15 protein-coding genes are annotated in these 15,524 nt (G+C 69.6%); 5 read left to right on the top strand and 10 right to left on the bottom strand.

What is annotated here, in order from left to right; genetic code table 11:
- Positions 1–4 precede the first annotated feature (4 nt).
- The 5 genes from AC07ZS_RS15980 to AC07ZS_RS16000 all read right to left on the bottom strand — a co-directional run bounded on the left by AC07ZS_RS15980 (position 5) and on the right by AC07ZS_RS16000 (position 3,332).
- Entirely contained in the window at positions 5–904 is a 900-nt protein-coding gene (locus tag AC07ZS_RS15980) for an NAD(P)/FAD-dependent oxidoreductase (protein ID WP_494799508.1), read from the bottom strand.
- A complete protein-coding gene (locus tag AC07ZS_RS15985; protein ID WP_494799509.1) occupies positions 879–1,352 on the bottom strand; it encodes an Rrf2 family transcriptional regulator in 474 nt (157 codons plus the stop codon). Before AC07ZS_RS15985 ends, AC07ZS_RS15980 begins: the two co-directional genes overlap by 26 nt.
- A gap of 57 nt (positions 1,353–1,409) precedes the next feature.
- Entirely contained in the window at positions 1,410–1,931 is a 522-nt protein-coding gene (locus AC07ZS_RS15990) for a GNAT family N-acetyltransferase (protein WP_494799510.1), read from the bottom strand.
- Complete coding sequence (locus AC07ZS_RS15995; protein WP_494799511.1) at positions 1,928–2,449, bottom strand: Mpo1 family 2-hydroxy fatty acid dioxygenase; 522 nt, start codon at positions 2,447–2,449, stop codon at positions 1,928–1,930. Before AC07ZS_RS15995 ends, AC07ZS_RS15990 begins: the two co-directional genes overlap by 4 nt.
- A 79-nt stretch (positions 2,450–2,528) precedes the next feature.
- Positions 2,529–3,332 carry a hypothetical protein gene (locus AC07ZS_RS16000; protein ID WP_494799512.1) on the bottom strand — a complete coding sequence of 268 codons (804 nt, stop codon included), beginning with the start codon at positions 3,330–3,332 and terminating at the stop codon, positions 2,529–2,531.
- Between the two features lie 33 nt (positions 3,333–3,365).
- Between AC07ZS_RS16000 and AC07ZS_RS16005 the strand changes: the two genes are divergently transcribed.
- Positions 3,366–5,642, top strand: a complete 2,277-nt coding sequence (locus AC07ZS_RS16005; RefSeq protein WP_494799513.1) for an ATP-dependent DNA helicase — start codon at positions 3,366–3,368, stop codon at positions 5,640–5,642.
- A 13-nt stretch (positions 5,643–5,655) separates the two neighbouring features.
- Here AC07ZS_RS16005 and AC07ZS_RS16010 read toward each other — a convergent pair whose 3' ends face one another.
- Entirely contained in the window at positions 5,656–6,975 is a 1,320-nt protein-coding gene (locus AC07ZS_RS16010) for a hemolysin family protein (protein ID WP_494799514.1), read from the bottom strand.
- Positions 6,976–6,984: 9 nt separating this feature from the next.
- On the opposite strand from AC07ZS_RS16010, the gene AC07ZS_RS16015 reads away from it, so the two are divergent.
- Complete coding sequence (locus tag AC07ZS_RS16015) at positions 6,985–7,821, top strand: symmetrical bis(5'-nucleosyl)-tetraphosphatase (RefSeq protein ID WP_494799515.1); 837 nt, start codon at positions 6,985–6,987, stop codon at positions 7,819–7,821.
- Between the two features lie 49 nt (positions 7,822–7,870).
- Here the strand turns inward: AC07ZS_RS16015 and AC07ZS_RS16020 are convergent, their stop codons facing one another.
- The 4 genes from AC07ZS_RS16020 to dcd all read right to left on the bottom strand — a co-directional run bounded on the left by AC07ZS_RS16020 (position 7,871) and on the right by dcd (position 12,146).
- Positions 7,871–9,361, bottom strand: a complete 1,491-nt coding sequence (locus AC07ZS_RS16020; protein ID WP_494799516.1) for a DEAD/DEAH box helicase — start codon at positions 9,359–9,361, stop codon at positions 7,871–7,873.
- A 78-nt stretch (positions 9,362–9,439) separates the two neighbouring features.
- Positions 9,440–10,342: a KPN_02809 family neutral zinc metallopeptidase gene (ypfJ, locus tag AC07ZS_RS16025; protein WP_494799517.1), complete on the bottom strand. Its 903-nt coding sequence runs from the start codon at positions 10,340–10,342 to the stop codon at positions 9,440–9,442.
- A gap of 71 nt (positions 10,343–10,413) precedes the next feature.
- A complete protein-coding gene (locus AC07ZS_RS16030; RefSeq protein ID WP_494799518.1) occupies positions 10,414–11,517 on the bottom strand; it encodes a fatty acid desaturase in 1,104 nt (367 codons plus the stop codon).
- 62 nt (positions 11,518–11,579) lie between these two features.
- Positions 11,580–12,146: a dCTP deaminase gene (gene dcd, locus AC07ZS_RS16035; RefSeq protein ID WP_494799519.1), complete on the bottom strand. Its 567-nt coding sequence runs from the start codon at positions 12,144–12,146 to the stop codon at positions 11,580–11,582.
- A 116-nt stretch (positions 12,147–12,262) separates the two neighbouring features.
- Between dcd and AC07ZS_RS16040 the strand changes: the two genes are divergently transcribed.
- Genes AC07ZS_RS16040 through AC07ZS_RS16050 form a run of 3 tightly spaced genes read left to right on the top strand, consistent with a single transcriptional unit; the run spans position 12,263 to position 15,288 of the window.
- Positions 12,263–12,862: a GbsR/MarR family transcriptional regulator gene (locus AC07ZS_RS16040; RefSeq protein ID WP_291113211.1), complete on the top strand. Its 600-nt coding sequence runs from the start codon at positions 12,263–12,265 to the stop codon at positions 12,860–12,862.
- Positions 12,863–12,894: 32 nt separating this feature from the next.
- Positions 12,895–14,259, top strand: coding sequence for a cytochrome ubiquinol oxidase subunit I (locus AC07ZS_RS16045; RefSeq protein WP_494799520.1), 1,365 nt, complete (start codon positions 12,895–12,897; stop codon positions 14,257–14,259).
- 18 nt (positions 14,260–14,277) lie between these two features.
- Positions 14,278–15,288 (top strand): cytochrome d ubiquinol oxidase subunit II, encoded by a 1,011-nt coding sequence (locus tag AC07ZS_RS16050; RefSeq protein ID WP_494799521.1) that lies wholly within the window; start codon positions 14,278–14,280, stop codon positions 15,286–15,288.
- Positions 15,289–15,524 lie beyond the last annotated feature (236 nt).

Consider the following 15,524-nt stretch of genomic DNA (forward strand, 5'->3'; position numbering starts at 1 on the left):
TCGATCAGCCGAACATCAGGGTGCGGTGGGCGCTGGCCCCGGCCATGGCGCCCGCGCCCACCGAGATCGCCACGTTGCCGGCCGCGCGCGCGGCATCGCCGCAGGCGAACACGCCGGGCACGCTGGTGGCCTGCATCGCATCGGCGCGGATGAAGGCGCCCGTGGGCCCCTCCTCCATCGCGCAGCCCAGCTGCGTGGCCACCGGGCTGGCCAGGTGCGTGCGGGCCATCGTGAATAGGCCATCCATGGCGAAACGGCGGCCATCGCGCAGCTCCACCGTGGCGGCGTCCCGCAGGCGCGCCACCGCGCCGGCTTCCACCGCCACACCGCGTGCGGCCAGCGCGGCGCGCTGCGCCTCGTCGGGCACGAAGGCCTCGTTGAGAAACAGCGTGGTCGTGCCCCAGTCGGGCAGCATCAGCGCGTGGTGCATGGACATCTCACTGACCGCCAGCACGCCGATGCGCCCGTTGTCGAGTTCGTAGCCGTGGCAGTACGGGCAGTGGAAGACCCCCCGCCCCCAGCGCTCGGCCAGGCCTTCGATGGCCGGCAGCTCGTCCACCACACCGGTGGCAATCACCAGCGTGCGGGCCTGCTCGGTGTGGCCGTCGTCGAGGGCCACACCGAAGCCCCCGCCCTGGGCCTCGGCGCGCGCGACGGTACCGTCCAGCCAGCACACGTTGGGGTAGGCGAGCAGCTGGGCCCGGCCCTCGGCGGCAATGTCGCCGGGCGCGCGGCCGTCCTGGCCCAGGAAGCCGTGCGAGGCGCTGGCAAAGCGGTTGCGGCGCTGGCCGGCGTCGATCACGAGCACGCGGCGGCGCGCCCGCGCGAGCTGCAGGGCGGCGGACAGGCCGGCGTAGCTGCCGCCGATCACGATGGCGTCATTCGGGGAGGTGGTGGTGGGCATGGTGGCTCCTGGCATGGGGATGGGCGTCGAAACGGCGGTTGAAATCGGCCGCGAGGTCGGCCAGGGTCACGCGCCCCAGGCGCTGCACCAGCAGGGCCTGGGCCTCCTGCAGCGCACCCGACAGGGCCTCGTTGACCGCCTGCTCGACCAGGCACTCGGGGTTGTCCGACCGGTGGCCGATGGCGAACACCGTGGGCGCACCAACCGCTTCGTACACGTCGCGCAGGGTCACGGTCCTGAGGTTGCAGGCCAGCACCCAGCCGCCGCCGTGGCCCCGTTCGGAGCTCACGAAGCCGGCCTCGCGCAGGCCGGCCAGCGTGCGGCGCACGACCACCGGGCTGCTGCCCTGCAGGCAGGCGGCCAGGGCCTCGGAGGTCATGGGCCGCTCGCTCTGCGCCATGTGCAGCAGCAGGTGGAGGATGGACGAGAGTTTGCTGTCGAGTTTCATGTAACTTGTATAGTTACATGAAATCAACCCCGGCGCCGCCGCGCGCCGATCAGCCCGTCAGGGCGTGTGGTTTTCGGCCTCCGGTGGCCGCACGTCGAAGGCCTCGTGGTAACTCACCTCGCCGTGCGGCACCCGCCCGTGGAACGCCAGGGCCTGGAAATACTCGGGTGGCACGCCCGGCAGCAGCAGGCCGGGTTCGGCGCGAAAACCGAAGCGGCGGTAGAAGGCCGGCTCGCCCAGCAGCACGCAACCGCCCGCGCCCTGCTCGCGCAGGCGCTGCAGGGCCGCGCGCATGAGGCCGCTGCCCACGCCCAACCCCTGGTAACCGGGCAGCACCGAGATCGGGCCCAGGCCGAACCAATGCCGTGTGCCGTCCGATACCGTCACCGGCGACACCGCCACATGGCCCACGACGGCGCCTTGCCGCTCTTCGACCAGCGACACCGCGAGTTGCCCCGCGGCGCGCAGGGCATCGACGATGAGGTGCTCGGTGTGGCTGGTGTGCGGCGCGCGCTGGAAGGCCGCCGCCGTCAGGGCGTGGATAGCTTCGACGTCCCCGGGCGACTCGGGCCGGATCACTTGGCCAGCTCGCGGCCGCCGTGCACCGGCCCCGCGCGCGACTCGACCACCGCCTCCACCTCGCGGCGCAGCCCCATCAGAAACGCCGCCTCGGCCACCACGAACAGCGGGCCGATGATGAGGCCCATGACGTCGTCGACAAAGGCCGGCTTGCGGCCCTCGAAGATGTGGCCGATGAACTGGATCACCCAGCCCACCACGAACAGGCCCACGCCCAGCGTGGCCCAGGCCACGGTGGACAGGCCCACGGTGGCGTGGGCCACCGCCAGGCAGGCCGCGAGCAGCACGCCCATCGCCACGCCGAAGCGCAGGTCCAGCCGCAGGTAGTAGAGCGTGGCGGCGATCACCGCCAGCGTGGCCAGCGAGAGGGACAGGCCCGCCACCTCGAAGGTCGGGCGCGCGAGCAGCACCACTACCGAGAGCACGATCATGGGAATGCCGATGAAGTGCGTGACGATGTTGCGGCGGTCGCGGTGGTAGGCCGCGTACTGGCTGAGGTGGTCGTTCAGGGTTTTCATCGTGGTCTCCTTGAAACAGCACAGGCGCACATCATCGCCAGAGCGGCCGCGCGGCGCCAGTGGGATTTCACCGATCGGGTCACAGCAGCGACTGCGCGTCGTCCTCCGGGCGCACCGCCGGCCCGCTGCGCGCCAGCGCCATCCACACGTGGAACGGCAGGCGCTCGACCGCGCGGCGCGGCGCCTCGCGCGCCACCACCAGCCGATCGCCTTCCAGTTGCATCACGCCGCACTCGGGCGGCACTTCTTCAGGCGCGGCGATGGGGCGGCCCTTGGCGTCCAGCCCCAGCACATACCAGCAGGCGCTGGCCAGGCCCAGGTAGGCGGCGCGTTTGGCGGGTTTGCGCAAGTCGCCCTGCAGGTCGGCCCGGCTCACCTTGATCTCGTGCACCACGGGCTCCAGGTAGGCCTCCACGGTGGTGTGGCGCACCGAAAACACGTCCGGGCAGGCCATGCACCAGCCGTGCTCCGGCGCGGCGGCGGCGACGGCCTCGCTCTCGAAGGCACAGGCCTGCTGCGGGCCGCCCGGTTCCATGGCGGGCTCGCCCCCGTCCAGCAGCGCGCGCGGCAGCGGCACGCGCAGCGCCAGGCCGCGCCAGGTGAGCCGCCCGGCCTGCGCCATCGCCGCGGCCACGCGCTCCACCAGGGCCTCGTGGGGCGTGCGCGCGGCCTTGTTCTGGCTGAACACCTCGGCCAGCCGGCGGATGCCGGCCTCGGTCACGCGCAGGCGCTCGAAACCCTCGGGCGAAGGCAGGCGCTCCAGCAGGCCCGCAGCGAGCAGCTCCACCTCCAGCATGTCGAGGCAGGGCCAGCCGGCCGAGCGGTAGATCTCGCGCAGGCGCTGGTGGTGGCGCCGCGTCAGGGCGGGGGCGATGGCACTCATTCACTGACTATATATCCAGTACCATGGCGGAGCATGTCGGCCAACCCACCGTCCATCGACACGACCACCGCCTCGGTGGCGGTGCGCGTGCTGTGCGCGTTCGCGGCCAAGTCGGGCGACCTGGACCTGCGCTTCACGCCCTCGCCCAGCGCGCAGGACGGCATCAGCGGCCACACCACCGTGACCGCGCGGCGCGCGGCGGGCTACCAGCGCGAGGTGCCGCTGAGCGCCCGTTGCGGCGAGCTGCGGGTGCAAGGCCGGGCCGACGGCTTCGACCCGGCGGTGCCGCGCCTGGAGGAGATCAAGACCCACCGGGGCGACGCCGCGCGCATCCCCGACAACCACCGCGCACTGCACTGGGCGCAGGCGCGGGTCTACGGCTGGATGCTGTGCGAGCAGCACGCGCTGGAGCGCATCGAGCTCGCGCTGGTCTACTTCAACATCGACACCGGGCAGGAGACGGTGCTGCCCGTCTGGCACAGCGCGGTGGAACTCAAGGCCTTCTTCGAGTCGCTCTGCGCGCGCTACGCCGGCTGGGCGAGCGCCGAGCAGGCGCACCGCGCCGCGCGCGACGCGGCGCTGCAGGCGCTGGCCTTTCCGTTCGAGGGCTTTCGGCCCGGGCAGCGCGAGCTGGCCGCCGCCGTCTACCGCTGCCACGGCGCCGGGCGCCACCTGCTCGCGCAGGCGCCCACCGGCATCGGCAAGACCATGGCCACGCTGTTCGCGGCCCTGCGCGCCGCCCCCGCCCAGGGCACGCACAAACTCTTCTACCTGACCGCCAAGACGCCCGGCCGCCAGCTCGCGCTGCACGCCTTGCAACGCATGCAGGTGCAGCCGCTGCGCGTGCTCGAACTGGTGGCGCGCGACAAGGCCTGCGAGCACCCGGACAAGGCCTGCCACGGCGAGTCCTGCCCGCTCGCTCGCGGCTTCTACGACCGGCTGCCGGCCGCGCGCGAAGCCGCCGCGCAAGCCGGCTGGCTCGACAAGGCCGCGCTGCGCGAGATCGCCGGGCGCCACGCCGTCTGCCCCTACTACCTGGGCCAGGACCTGCTGCGCTGGAGCGACGTGGTGGTGGGCGACTTCAACCACTTCTTCGACCTCAGCGCGCACGCGTGGTCGCTCACGGTGAACGACGACCTGCGCGTGGGCCTGCTGGTGGACGAGGCGCACAACCTGATCGAGCGTGCGCGGCTCATGTACAGCGCCGAGCTGCGCCCCGCCGCGTTCCAGGTGGTGCGCAAGAGCTCACCACCCGCGCTGAAGAAAACCATGGACCGGCTGCAGCGCCCCTGGAGCGCGCTGGCGCGCCAGCAGACGCAGGAACACACGGTGCTGCCCGAGCTGCCTGCGGCCTTCATCGAGGCGCTGCAACGCCACAGCGCGGCGCTGTCGGACCACCTCGCGCTGGAGCCCGAGGGCGCGAATGCGGCCGGCCTGCAGGACTGGCTGTTCGAGGTGCAGCGCTTCCTGCGCGTGGCGGAGGTGTTCGCCGAGCACTCGCTGGTGGACCTCACGCCCCCGCCGCGCGCGGCCGGCCGCACGCGCCAGCCGGTGCTCAACATCCGCAACCTCGACCCCGGCCCCTTGCTTCAGCCGCGCTGGCAGGCCGCGCACAGCGCCACGCTGTTCTCCGCCACGCTCAGCCCCATGGCCTACGTGAGCGACCTGCTGGGCCTGCCCGAGGACACCGCGCGCCTGGACGTGCCCTCGCCCTTCGAGGCTGCTCAGCTGCAGGTGCGCGTGACGCCGCACCTGTCCACCCGCTACGCCGACCGCGCCGCCTCGCTCGACCGGCTGGTGACCGTCATGGCCGACCAGTACGCCGAACGGCCCGGCAACTACCTCGCCTTCTTCAGCAGCTTCGACTACCTGCAGCAGGCACTGCAACGCCTGCAGACGGCGCACCCGGCGCTGCCGGTGTGGGCGCAGTCGCGCGGCATGGGCGAGCCCGAGCGCGAGGCCTTCGTCGCGCGGTTCACCGAAGAGAGCCGGGGCATCGGCTTCGCGGTGCTGGGCGGTGCGTTCGGTGAAGGCATCGACCTGCCCGGGCGGCGCCTCATCGGCGCCTTCATCGCCACGCTGGGCCTGCCGCAGCTCAACCCGGTGAACGAGCAACTGCGCGCGCGGCTGCAGGCCCGTTTCGGGCAGGGCTACGACTACGCCTATTTGTTCCCGGGCCTGCAGAAGGTGGTGCAGGCCGCCGGCCGCGTCATCCGCGGGCCGGCCGACGAAGGCGTGGTGGTGTTGATGGACGAGCGCTTCGCCCGCCCGGAAGTGCGGCGCTGGCTGCCCGCGTGGTGGGGGTTGTGAGCGCGCGGCGGGCTCAGCCGTCGGCCTCGACCGCCGCCGCCTCCACCTCGGGCTCGGGCAGGCGCGTGATCAGCACCTGGTCGATGCGTCGGCCGTCCATCACCAGCACCTCGAAGCGCCAGCCGGCGCAGTCCACGTGCTCGCGCCGGCCCAGCAGGTCGCCCGCCACCGCCTGCATGAGACCGGCCACGGTGTTGTAGCGGCCCTTGTCCTCGTCGGGCAGGGCGTCGATCGAGAGGCGGGACTTCAGCTCGGTGACCGGCATCGCGCCGTCCACCAGCCAGGCACCGTCCTCGCGCTGCGTCGCCCAGGCGTCCACGGCGGTGCGCGGCGACAGCTCGCCGGTGATGGCCTCCAGCATGTCCAGCGGCGTGAGCAGGCCCTGCACCACGCCGTACTCATCGACCACGAACACCATGCGCGTCGCGCGCTCGCGGAACTGCTCCAGCAACTCCATGCCGCTGAGCGTCTCGGGCACGAAGACGGCCGGCAGCACGTGCTGCTGCAAGGGCTCGTTGTGGCCTTCGGCCTGCAGCGCGAGCATGCGCGGCAGGTGGATCACGCCGACCACGTCGTCCAGCCCGCCCCGGCACACCGGGTACCAGGAATGGCCGGTGGTCCAGGCCTTCTGCACCGCCTCGTCGATGCGGTCCTCGGCGTCGAGCCACTCGATCTCGGCGTGCGGCACCATGATGGAGGTGAGCTGGCGGTCGTCGAGCAGGAACACGTTGCGCACCATCTGGTGCTCATGCTCCTCGATGATGCCGGCGTCCACGCCCTCTTCCAGGCTGGCGTTGATCTCTTCCTCGGTCACGTGCTGCACCGCGTTGGTGTCGATGCGCAGCAGCTTGAGCACCCACTGCGTGGTGTGCGTGAGCAGCCACACGAAGGGCTTGGCGGCCTGGGCCACGAAGGCCATGGGGCGCGAGACCCAGCGCGACACCGCCTCGGGGTAGAGCTGGCCGATGCGCTTGGGCACCAGCTCGCCGAATACGATGGTGATGAAGGTGATGATCGCCACCACGATCGCGGTGGCGGCCACGCTGGCCGTCGCCGGCGTCAGGCCCGAGGCCACCAGCTGGTGCCCCAGGTCGTCGCTGAAAGCGGCCTCGCCGACGATGCCGTTGAGCATGCCGATGGAGGTGATGCCGACCTGCACCGACGACAGGAACTGGGTGGGGTTCTCGAGCAGCTTGAGCGCGGTGACCGAGCCCTTGTCGCCGGCCTCGGCCATGGCCGCCAGCCGCGCCTTGCGGCTCGATGCCAGCGCCAGCTCGGACATGGCGAATGCGCCATTGAGCAGCGTCAGAAAAACAATGAGGAGGGTGTCCATAATCGGCCCATGGCACTTTACATGATCGGGGATGTGCAGGGCTGCGACGCCGCGCTGGGCCGCCTGCTCGAGGACATCGGTTTCTCACCCAGCCGCGACACGCTGTACCTGCTGGGGGACCTCGTCAACCGGGGGCCGGCCTCGCTGGCCGTGCTGCGCCGGCTGATCGCGCTCGAAGGCGCGGCGCACTGCCTGCTCGGCAACCACGACCTGCACCTGCTGGCCACGGCGCACGGCGTGCGCAAACCGCACCGCAGCGACACGGTGGGCGAGATCCTCGCTGCGCCCGACCGCGATGCCCTGCTCGACTGGCTGCGCGCGCGACCCATGGCCCTGTTCGAGCACGGCTGGCTGATGGTACATGCGGGCGTGTTGCCGCAGTGGGACGTGGCCGGCACGCTGGCGCTGGCCGGCGAGCTGCAGGCCGTGCTGCGGGGCGACGACTGGACCTCGTTCCTGCGCGAGATGTACGGCAACGAGCCCCCCCTGTGGAGCGACTCGCTGCGCGGCGCAGCCCGCCTGCGCGTGATCGTCAACGCCTTCACGCGGCTGCGTTTCTGCACCGCGCAGGGCGTGATGGAATTCGAGACCAAGGACAGCGCGGGCGCGGCGCCCGAGGGCTTCATGCCCTGGTTCGAGGTGCCGGGCCGGCGCACCGAGGGTGTGCCGATCGCGTTCGGCCACTGGTCCACGCTGGGCGCGGTGCACCGCCATGACCTGCAGGCGCTGGACACGGGTTGTGTGTGGGGAGGTTGCCTCACGGCCGCCCGCATCACCGGCGTGCCGGGCGAGGTGGAGCGGATCTCGGTGCGCTGCGAGCAGGCCAGCAAGCCGGGGAAGCACTGAAGGAGCGGCGGCCGAAGCCGCCTGGCAGGCTCAGGCAAGGGCTGTGCCCTCAGCTTTCCTGGGCCGGCGCTGGTGCGGGAGCGCTCTTGAACAAGGCCGCCACCTTGCGGCGCGTCTTGATGTTGGGCGACGCGGCGCGCGTGGTGGCGCGTTGCGACACTTCCCACGACGGTGGCGCATCGCTCGCCTGGCTGGGTTCGTAGGGTTTGTCGAACAGCGGATCGGCCGGCACGCGCGCACGGGCCGGGCGCGCATCGGCCAGGCCGCGTGCTTCACGCGGGGTGCGGCTCTCGCGGCTTTCTCGGATGGCCCGGCTCTCGCGGCGCTCGGCGTCCTGGCCATCGGCCTGCTGCCAGGCGCGCTGACCGTCGTTGAAGCGGCCCGCCGGGCGGCGGTCGGCCTCGAACTCCAGCGCTTCCAGTTCCAGCTTCTTGCCCAGCAACTTTTCCAGGTCGCCCATGAGGCGCGTGTCGCGCCCGCTCACGAACGAGACCGCCAGGCCCGAAGCACCCGCGCGGCCGGTGCGGCCGATGCGGTGCACGTAATCTTCGGCGTTGAACGGGATGTCGAAGTTGAACACCGCCGGCACGTCCTTGATGTCCAGGCCGCGCGCGGCCACGTCGGTGCACACCAGCAGGTCCACCGCGCCGGTCTTGAAGGCTTCCAGGGCCTTGAGGCGCTCGTCCTGGCTCTTGTCGCCGTGCAGCGCCGTGGTGTTGAGGCCTTCGCGCTCCAGCGAACGCGCCAGTCGCGCGCAACCGAGCTTGCTGTTGACGAACACGAAGGCCTGCTTGAGGCCGCGCTCGCGCAGGATCTGCTTGAGGATGCCGCGCTTGTCGTCGTCTTCCACGCGGTAGAAATGCTGCTCCACGGTGGATGCCGTGGCGTTGGAGCGCGCGACCTCGATGGTCACGGGATCCTGCAGGTAGCTGTTGGCCAGGCGCTTGATCTCGGGCGAGAAGGTGGCCGAGAACAGCAGCGTGGTGCGCTGCTTGGGCAGGTAGCTCAGGATGCGCTGCAGATCGGGCAGGAAGCCGATGTCCAGCATGCGGTCGGCCTCGTCGAGCACCACGTACTCAACCTGGTTGAGCACGCAGTTCTTGGCCTCGATGTGGTCCAGCAGGCGACCGGGCGTGGCCACCAGCACCTCGACGCCCTTCTTCAGCTCGGCCGTCTGCGGCTTCATGTCCATGCCGCCGAACACCACCGTGCTGCGCAGGTTGGTGTACTTCGCGTACAGCTTGACCTGCTCGGCCACCTGGTCGGCCAGCTCGCGCGTGGGCAGCAGCACCAGGGCGCGCACCGGGTGGCGCGCGGGCGAGGTGGAGGCGTTCTCGTGCTTGAGCATGCGCTGCAGCAGGGGCAGCGTGAACGCGGCGGTCTTGCCGGTGCCGGTCTGGGCGGCGCCCATCACGTCGCGGCCTTGCAGCACCACCGGAATCGCCTGCGCCTGGATGGGCGTCATGGTCGCGTAGCCCATCTCGGCCACGGCGCGCTCAATGGCAGGTGAGAGGGAAAGTTCGGAGAAGGATTGGGTCATTGGCGTCAAAGTTAGCCCTGTATTGTCGCACTTTGACCATTTTTCACCGAAATCCGGGCCGACGGCCTCCCGCAGGCCTCAGACGCTGCCCGCCTTGAAGGTGTCGCAGGACTGCACGTTGCCGCTCTGCAGCCCGGTGTTGAACCAGCGCTGGCGCTGCGCGCTGGTGCCGTGGGTGAAGCTGTCGGGCACCACCTGCCCCTGGCTCTTGCGCTGCAGTGCGTCGTCGCCGATCGCGGCGGCGGCGTTCAGCGCCTCCTCCACGTCGCCCGGCTCCAGAATGGCCTTGTTCTTGTGGTTGTGGTGGGCCCAGATGCCGGCAAAGCAGTCCGCCTGCAGCTCCAGCCGCACCGACAGGGCGTTGTACTCGCGCTCGCCCATGCGGCGGCGGGCCTGCTCCATCTGGTCGGTGATGCCCATGAGGTTCTGCACGTGGTGCCCCACCTCGTGCGCGATCACGTAGGCCTGGGCGAAGTCGCCCGGCGCGCCGAGCTGGCGGCGCAGGGTGTCGTAGAAGCTCAGGTCGATGTAGACCTTCTGGTCGCCCGGGCAGTAGAACGGGCCCATGGCGGACTGGCCGGTGCCGCAGGCCGTGGGCGTGGCGCCCCGGAACAGCACCAGGCGCGGCTTCTGGTACTGCGCACCGGCCTGCTGGAACACCTGGCCCCACACGTCTTCCGTGCCACCGAGCACGGCGGCGACGAACTTGCCCATGTCGTCGGTGGGCGCCTGCGTCGGGCCCTGGGTGGTCTCCACCTGGGCCGTGGGCGCCTCACCGCCCACGCCGCCGAGCACGCCCAGGATGGTCATGGGGTTGATGCCGAAGATCCAGCCCGCCACCAGCGCGACGGCGATGGTGCCCAGGCCGATGCCGCGCCCGCCGACCCGCCGGCCGCCGCCCAGGCCACCGAGCCCACCGCCGCCCGGGTCGGCGCGGCGGTCTTCGATCTGATCGGACTGGCGGTTGTTTTCCCACTTCATGACATGGCTCCTCAGCGACCTCGATACGGGTGCGGGTAGCCCATTATGAAGCGGGTACAGGCCCGCAGGACTCAGGCGACAGCAGGCGCGCAGGCGCTGGTCGGGCGGCCCTGGAAGTCGGTCCAGCAACGGCGGCCGAAGTCGTAGAGCTTGCAACGGCGCGCGGTGTCGAAGTACCAGCGCCACGAGAAACGCTGCACGATGATGCGGCCCGGCAAAGCGTCCTCCAGCAGGCGCTGCACGCCTTCGAGCTGGTAGAGCGGGATGCTCATGTCCACATGGTGCGCGGTGTGCTCCATGATGTGGTGCAGCATCGCGCCGATGCGCAGCGGGAAGGTGAGATGCACCGTGGTCGAGACGAAGGGCGCGGCACGGCCCCAGGCGGCCTTGTCGTCGTGCCACTGCACCGCGGTGTGGGTGTGGTGCACGTAGACCACGAAACCGATCATCGCGTTCCAGAACAGGAAGGGCACGGCAAAGCCCATGGCCAGCAGCAGCCAGGCCGACTGGCCGGTGGCCGAAGCGGCGGCCACGAGACCGCCGATCCACGCCAACGCGCAGGCACTGACGAACACGCCGTCCCACACGAACTCCGCGCGCCGCGTGCCCATGTACGTCTTGCGGGGGAAGAACATGCGGTGCCACCACATCTCCACCAGGTAGTAGAGCGCCGGACCGAAGCCGCTGCGGTACACGCGCTCCATGGCGCGGCGCATCGGCGAGAGCGCGGCGAATTCCTCGCGCGTGAGCGGCGCCCACACGAAGTCCACCCCCTTGAGGTTGGTGTAGCCGTGGTGCACCACGTTGTGCCCCACCTCCCACAGGCTGTAGGGCGTGAGCGAGGGCAGCATGGCGATGCGGCCCAGCACGCGGTTGAGCCCGCGATGCGGTGTGTAGCTCTGGTGGCAGGCGTCGTGGCCGATGATGAACAGCCGGCCGATCATGAAACCCGCCGCCAGCCCGCACAGCAGCTTGGCCCACACGGCGGCGAACAGCACGGTGCCAGCCATGAGCGCGGCGAAGACCACCCAGTCGAACACCAGCAGCGCGATGGCGCGCGCGGTGCGCCGCTCGACGAGCGGGGCCAGCCAGCCCCGGATCACCTTGCGGTGCGGCAGGGGTTGACCGACAGGAATGGGGTCGGGGGAAGAAAAGCCGGGCGGGTTGCGTGACATGCCCGGCATGCTATCGGCCGGGTCGCCCGGCCGCCTTGACCTGGGTCAAGGCATGCGAACCGTCAGGCCTTGGGCAGCGTGACGCCGATCTGGCCCTGGTACTTGCCGCCCCGGTCCTTGTAGGAAGTCTCACAGACCTCGTCGCTCTCGAAGAACAGCACCTGGGCACAGCCCTCGCCCGCGTAGATCTTGGCCGGCAGCGGCGTGGTGTTGCTGAACTCCAGCGTCACATAACCTTCCCACTCGGGCTCGAAGGGCGTGACGTTGACGATGATGCCGCAGCGCGCGTAGGTGCTCTTGCCCAGGCAGATGGTGAGCACGTTGCGCGGGATGCGGAAGTACTCCATCGTGCGCGCCAGCGCGAAGCTGTTGGGCGGGATCACGCAGACATCCTTGTTGATGTCCACGAAGCTGTTCTCGTCGAAGTTCTTCGGGTCCACCACGGTGCTGTGGATGTTGGTGAACACCTTGAATTCCGGGGCGCACCGGATGTCGTAGCCGTAGCTCGACGTGCCGTAGCTGATGACCTTCTTGCCATCCACCGCCCGCACCTGGTTGGGCTCGAACGGTTCGATCAGGCCGTGTTGCTCGGCCATGCGGCGGATCCATTTGTCGCTTTTGATGCTCATGGGGCGCGATTGTAGGTGCCGCGCCCACCCGCTCCGGCGTGGAGAGAGCCCCCATGAAGTTCCCGGAATTTCAGTAATTACTGAAAATTCAAGCCAAACCAGCTACATTCCCGGGCATGCCATTGCAAGACCACCTCCCGCCCCTCAACCGCGAGTTCGTTGCCCACTTCGGGGAAATGGGCAGCCGCTGGGGCATCAACCGCACCGTGGGCCAGATCTACGCCCTGCTGTTCATCTCCCCCAACGCGCTCAACGCCGACGAGATCGCCGAGACGCTGGAGTTCTCGCGATCGAACGTGAGCATGGGCTTGAAGGAGCTGCAGGCCTGGCGCCTGGTGCGCCTGCGCCACCAGCCGGGCGACCGGCGCGAGTACTTCGAGGCGCCGGCCGATGTGTGGGAGATCTTCCGTGTGCTGGCCGAGGAGCGCCGCCGCCGCGAAGTGGAGCCCACCCTGTCCATGCTGCGCACCGCGCTGCTGGAAACGCCCAAGACCGACGCCGAGCGCCATGCGCAGGCCCGCATGCGCGAGATGCACGACCTGATCGACCGCCTCATGACCTGGTTCGACGACGTGCAGAAACTGGCCCCGGAAACCGCGATGCAGCTGATGGGCATGGGCGCGACCGTCACGCGCGTGCTCGAACTCAAGGACCGGCTCACGGGCAAGGCGGCGGGCCGCAGCGCTCGTCCCGAGAAACTGCCCGACGCGGCCTGACCCCTCACGACAAGAACCCCACGGAGAACCCCATGGACGCCCTGATCCTTTCGCGCATCCAGTTCGCGGCCAACATCAGCTTTCACATCCTGTTCCCGACCATCACGATCGCGATGGGCTGGTTCCTGCTGTTCTTCCGCATCCGCTACCTCAAGACGCGCGACCCGGCGTGGGAGGAGGCCTACTACTTCTGGACCAAGGTGTTCGCCCTGAGCTTCGCGCTGGGCGTGGTCTCGGGCATCGTGATGAGCTTCCAGTTCGGCACCAACTGGCCCGGCTTCATGGAGCGGGCCGGCAACATCGCGGGCCCGCTGCTGGGCTACGAGGTGCTGACCGCCTTCTTCCTGGAGGCCAGCTTCCTGGGCATCATGCTGTTCGGCCGGGGCCGCGTGAGCGAACGCGTGCACCTGGCCGCCACCTTCCTGGTGGCCTTCGGCACCACCATGTCGGCGTTCTGGATCCTGAGCCTGAACTCGTGGATGCAGACCCCCGCGGGCTTCGAGATCGTGGACGGCAAGTTCATCCCGGTGGACTGGTTCGCCGTGGTGTTCAACCCCTCCTTCCCCTACCGCCTGGCGCACAAGCTGCTGGCCTCGGCCCTCACGGCCTCGTTCCTCATCGCCGGCCTCTGCGCCTGGCAGCTCATCAAGGGCAGCGCCACCGGCGGCACGCACAAGGCCTTGCGCACGGCCATCATCGCCGCCTCGGTCGCCATGCCGCTGCAGTTCCTGGCCGGCGACATGCACGGCCTGAACACGCTGGAACACCAGCCCGCCAAGATCGCGGCGCTCGAAGGCATCTGGCACACCGAGAAGAGCGCGCCGCTCACGCTGTTCGGCATTCCCGACGAAGCCGCCGGCACCACCCACTACGCGGTGAAGATCCCCAAGATGGCGAGCCTGATCCTGGCGCACGACATGGACGCGGAACTCAAGGGCCTGAATGAATTTCCGAACGCCCACCCGCCGGTGGCGCCGATCTTCTGGGCCTTTCGCGTGATGGTGGGCGTGGGCTCGCTGATGCTGGTGGTGGCCTGGGTGTCGGCCTGGCTGCTCTGGCGCCGGCGCCGCCAGCCGCGAGGCTCGATGGACCTGCCCAAGCCCGCGCTCTACGTGCTGGCAGGCATGACCTTCTCGGGCTGGCTCGCCACGCTCTCGGGCTGGTACGTCACCGAAATCGGCCGCCAGCCCTTCCTCGTCTACGGCCACCTGCGCACCGCCGAGGTCGCCACGAACCTGCCCTCGCCCATGATCGCGACCACGCTCGCGGCCTACCTCATCGTCTACGGGCTCTTGCTCATCACCTACGTCGGCGTGCTCAAGTACATGGCCGAACACCCGTTCAAACATGCCCCCGAAGCGCCCCACGGCGCCGAACTTGGCAAGGCCGGCGTCTGAACGAACGGAGAACACCCCATGAACATGACCACCTGGGCCGAAGTGCTCCCCCTCATCTTCCTGGCCGTGATGGGCCTGGCCCTGCTCGCCTACGTGATCCTCGACGGCTACGACCTCGGCGTGGGCCTGCTGCTGCCCCTGGCCGAGAGCAAGGAGCAGAAGGACACCATGATCTCCAGCATCGGCCCGTTCTGGGACGCCAACGAAACCTGGCTCGTGCTCGGTGTCGGTGTGCTGCTGGTGGCCTTTCCGATGGCACACGGCCTGGTGCTGCAGGCGCTCTACCTGCCGGTGGCGGTGATGCTGATCGGCCTGATCCTGCGCGGCGTGGCGTTCGACTTCCGCGTGAAGGCACCCACGAAGTACGTGCCGTTCTGGAACCGCGCCTTCTTCGTCGGCTCGCTGCTGGCCAGCGCCTCGCAGGGCTGGATGCTGGGCAGCTACATCACCGGCTTCGACAAGGGCTGGCTGGGCCTGTCCTTCAGCCTGGGCATTGCGCTCACGCTGCCGGCGGCCTACATCCTGCTCGGTGCGGGCTGGCTGATCATGAAGACCGAGGGCGAGCTGCAGGCCCACGCGGTGCGCTGGGCGGCCCGCGTGCTGTGGCCCATGGGTGTTGCGCTGGTGGCGATCTCGGCGGCCACGCCGCTGGTCAACCCCGGCGTGGTGGCCAAGTGGTTCAGCGTGCCCGAGGTGTTCGGCCTGATGCCGATTCCCCTGAGCTGCGCGATCGCCTTCTTCGCGGTGCGCTGGGTGGTCACGCACCCCAATGTGGTGAAGGCGGGCTACGGCTGGGTGGTGTTTGCCGCCACGGTGCTGATCTTCGTGCTGGCTTTCTTCGGCCTGGCGTACAGCATCTTCCCCGACATCGTGATCGGCCGCATGAACGTGTGGCAGGCCGCCGTGTCCACCGGCTCGCTCACCGTCATCTTCATCGGTGTGGCCATCACGCTGCCGGTGATCATCATCTACACCATCTACATGTACCGGGTGTTCTGGGGCAAGGCACGGGCGTTGACGTACAACTGACCCATCCGATCGGATCAGGTTGCCAGATCAACCTTACAAATTCACACACTTGACACGTCAAGTCTGCATCGTCGCGGGTTTTCAACAACCCGAGGACGATGCATGTTTGCAAAGAAGAGCGCGCGCTGGACCACCAGCGCTGTGACGTTGGCGGCCACCCTGACACTGGCGGCCTGCGGCGGAGGCGGCGGTGAAGCGTCTGCGCCATCCAACCCGACCCCGCCGCCCACCAACCC

The organism is Hydrogenophaga sp. GW456-12-10-14-TSB4 (assembly GCF_059424305.1).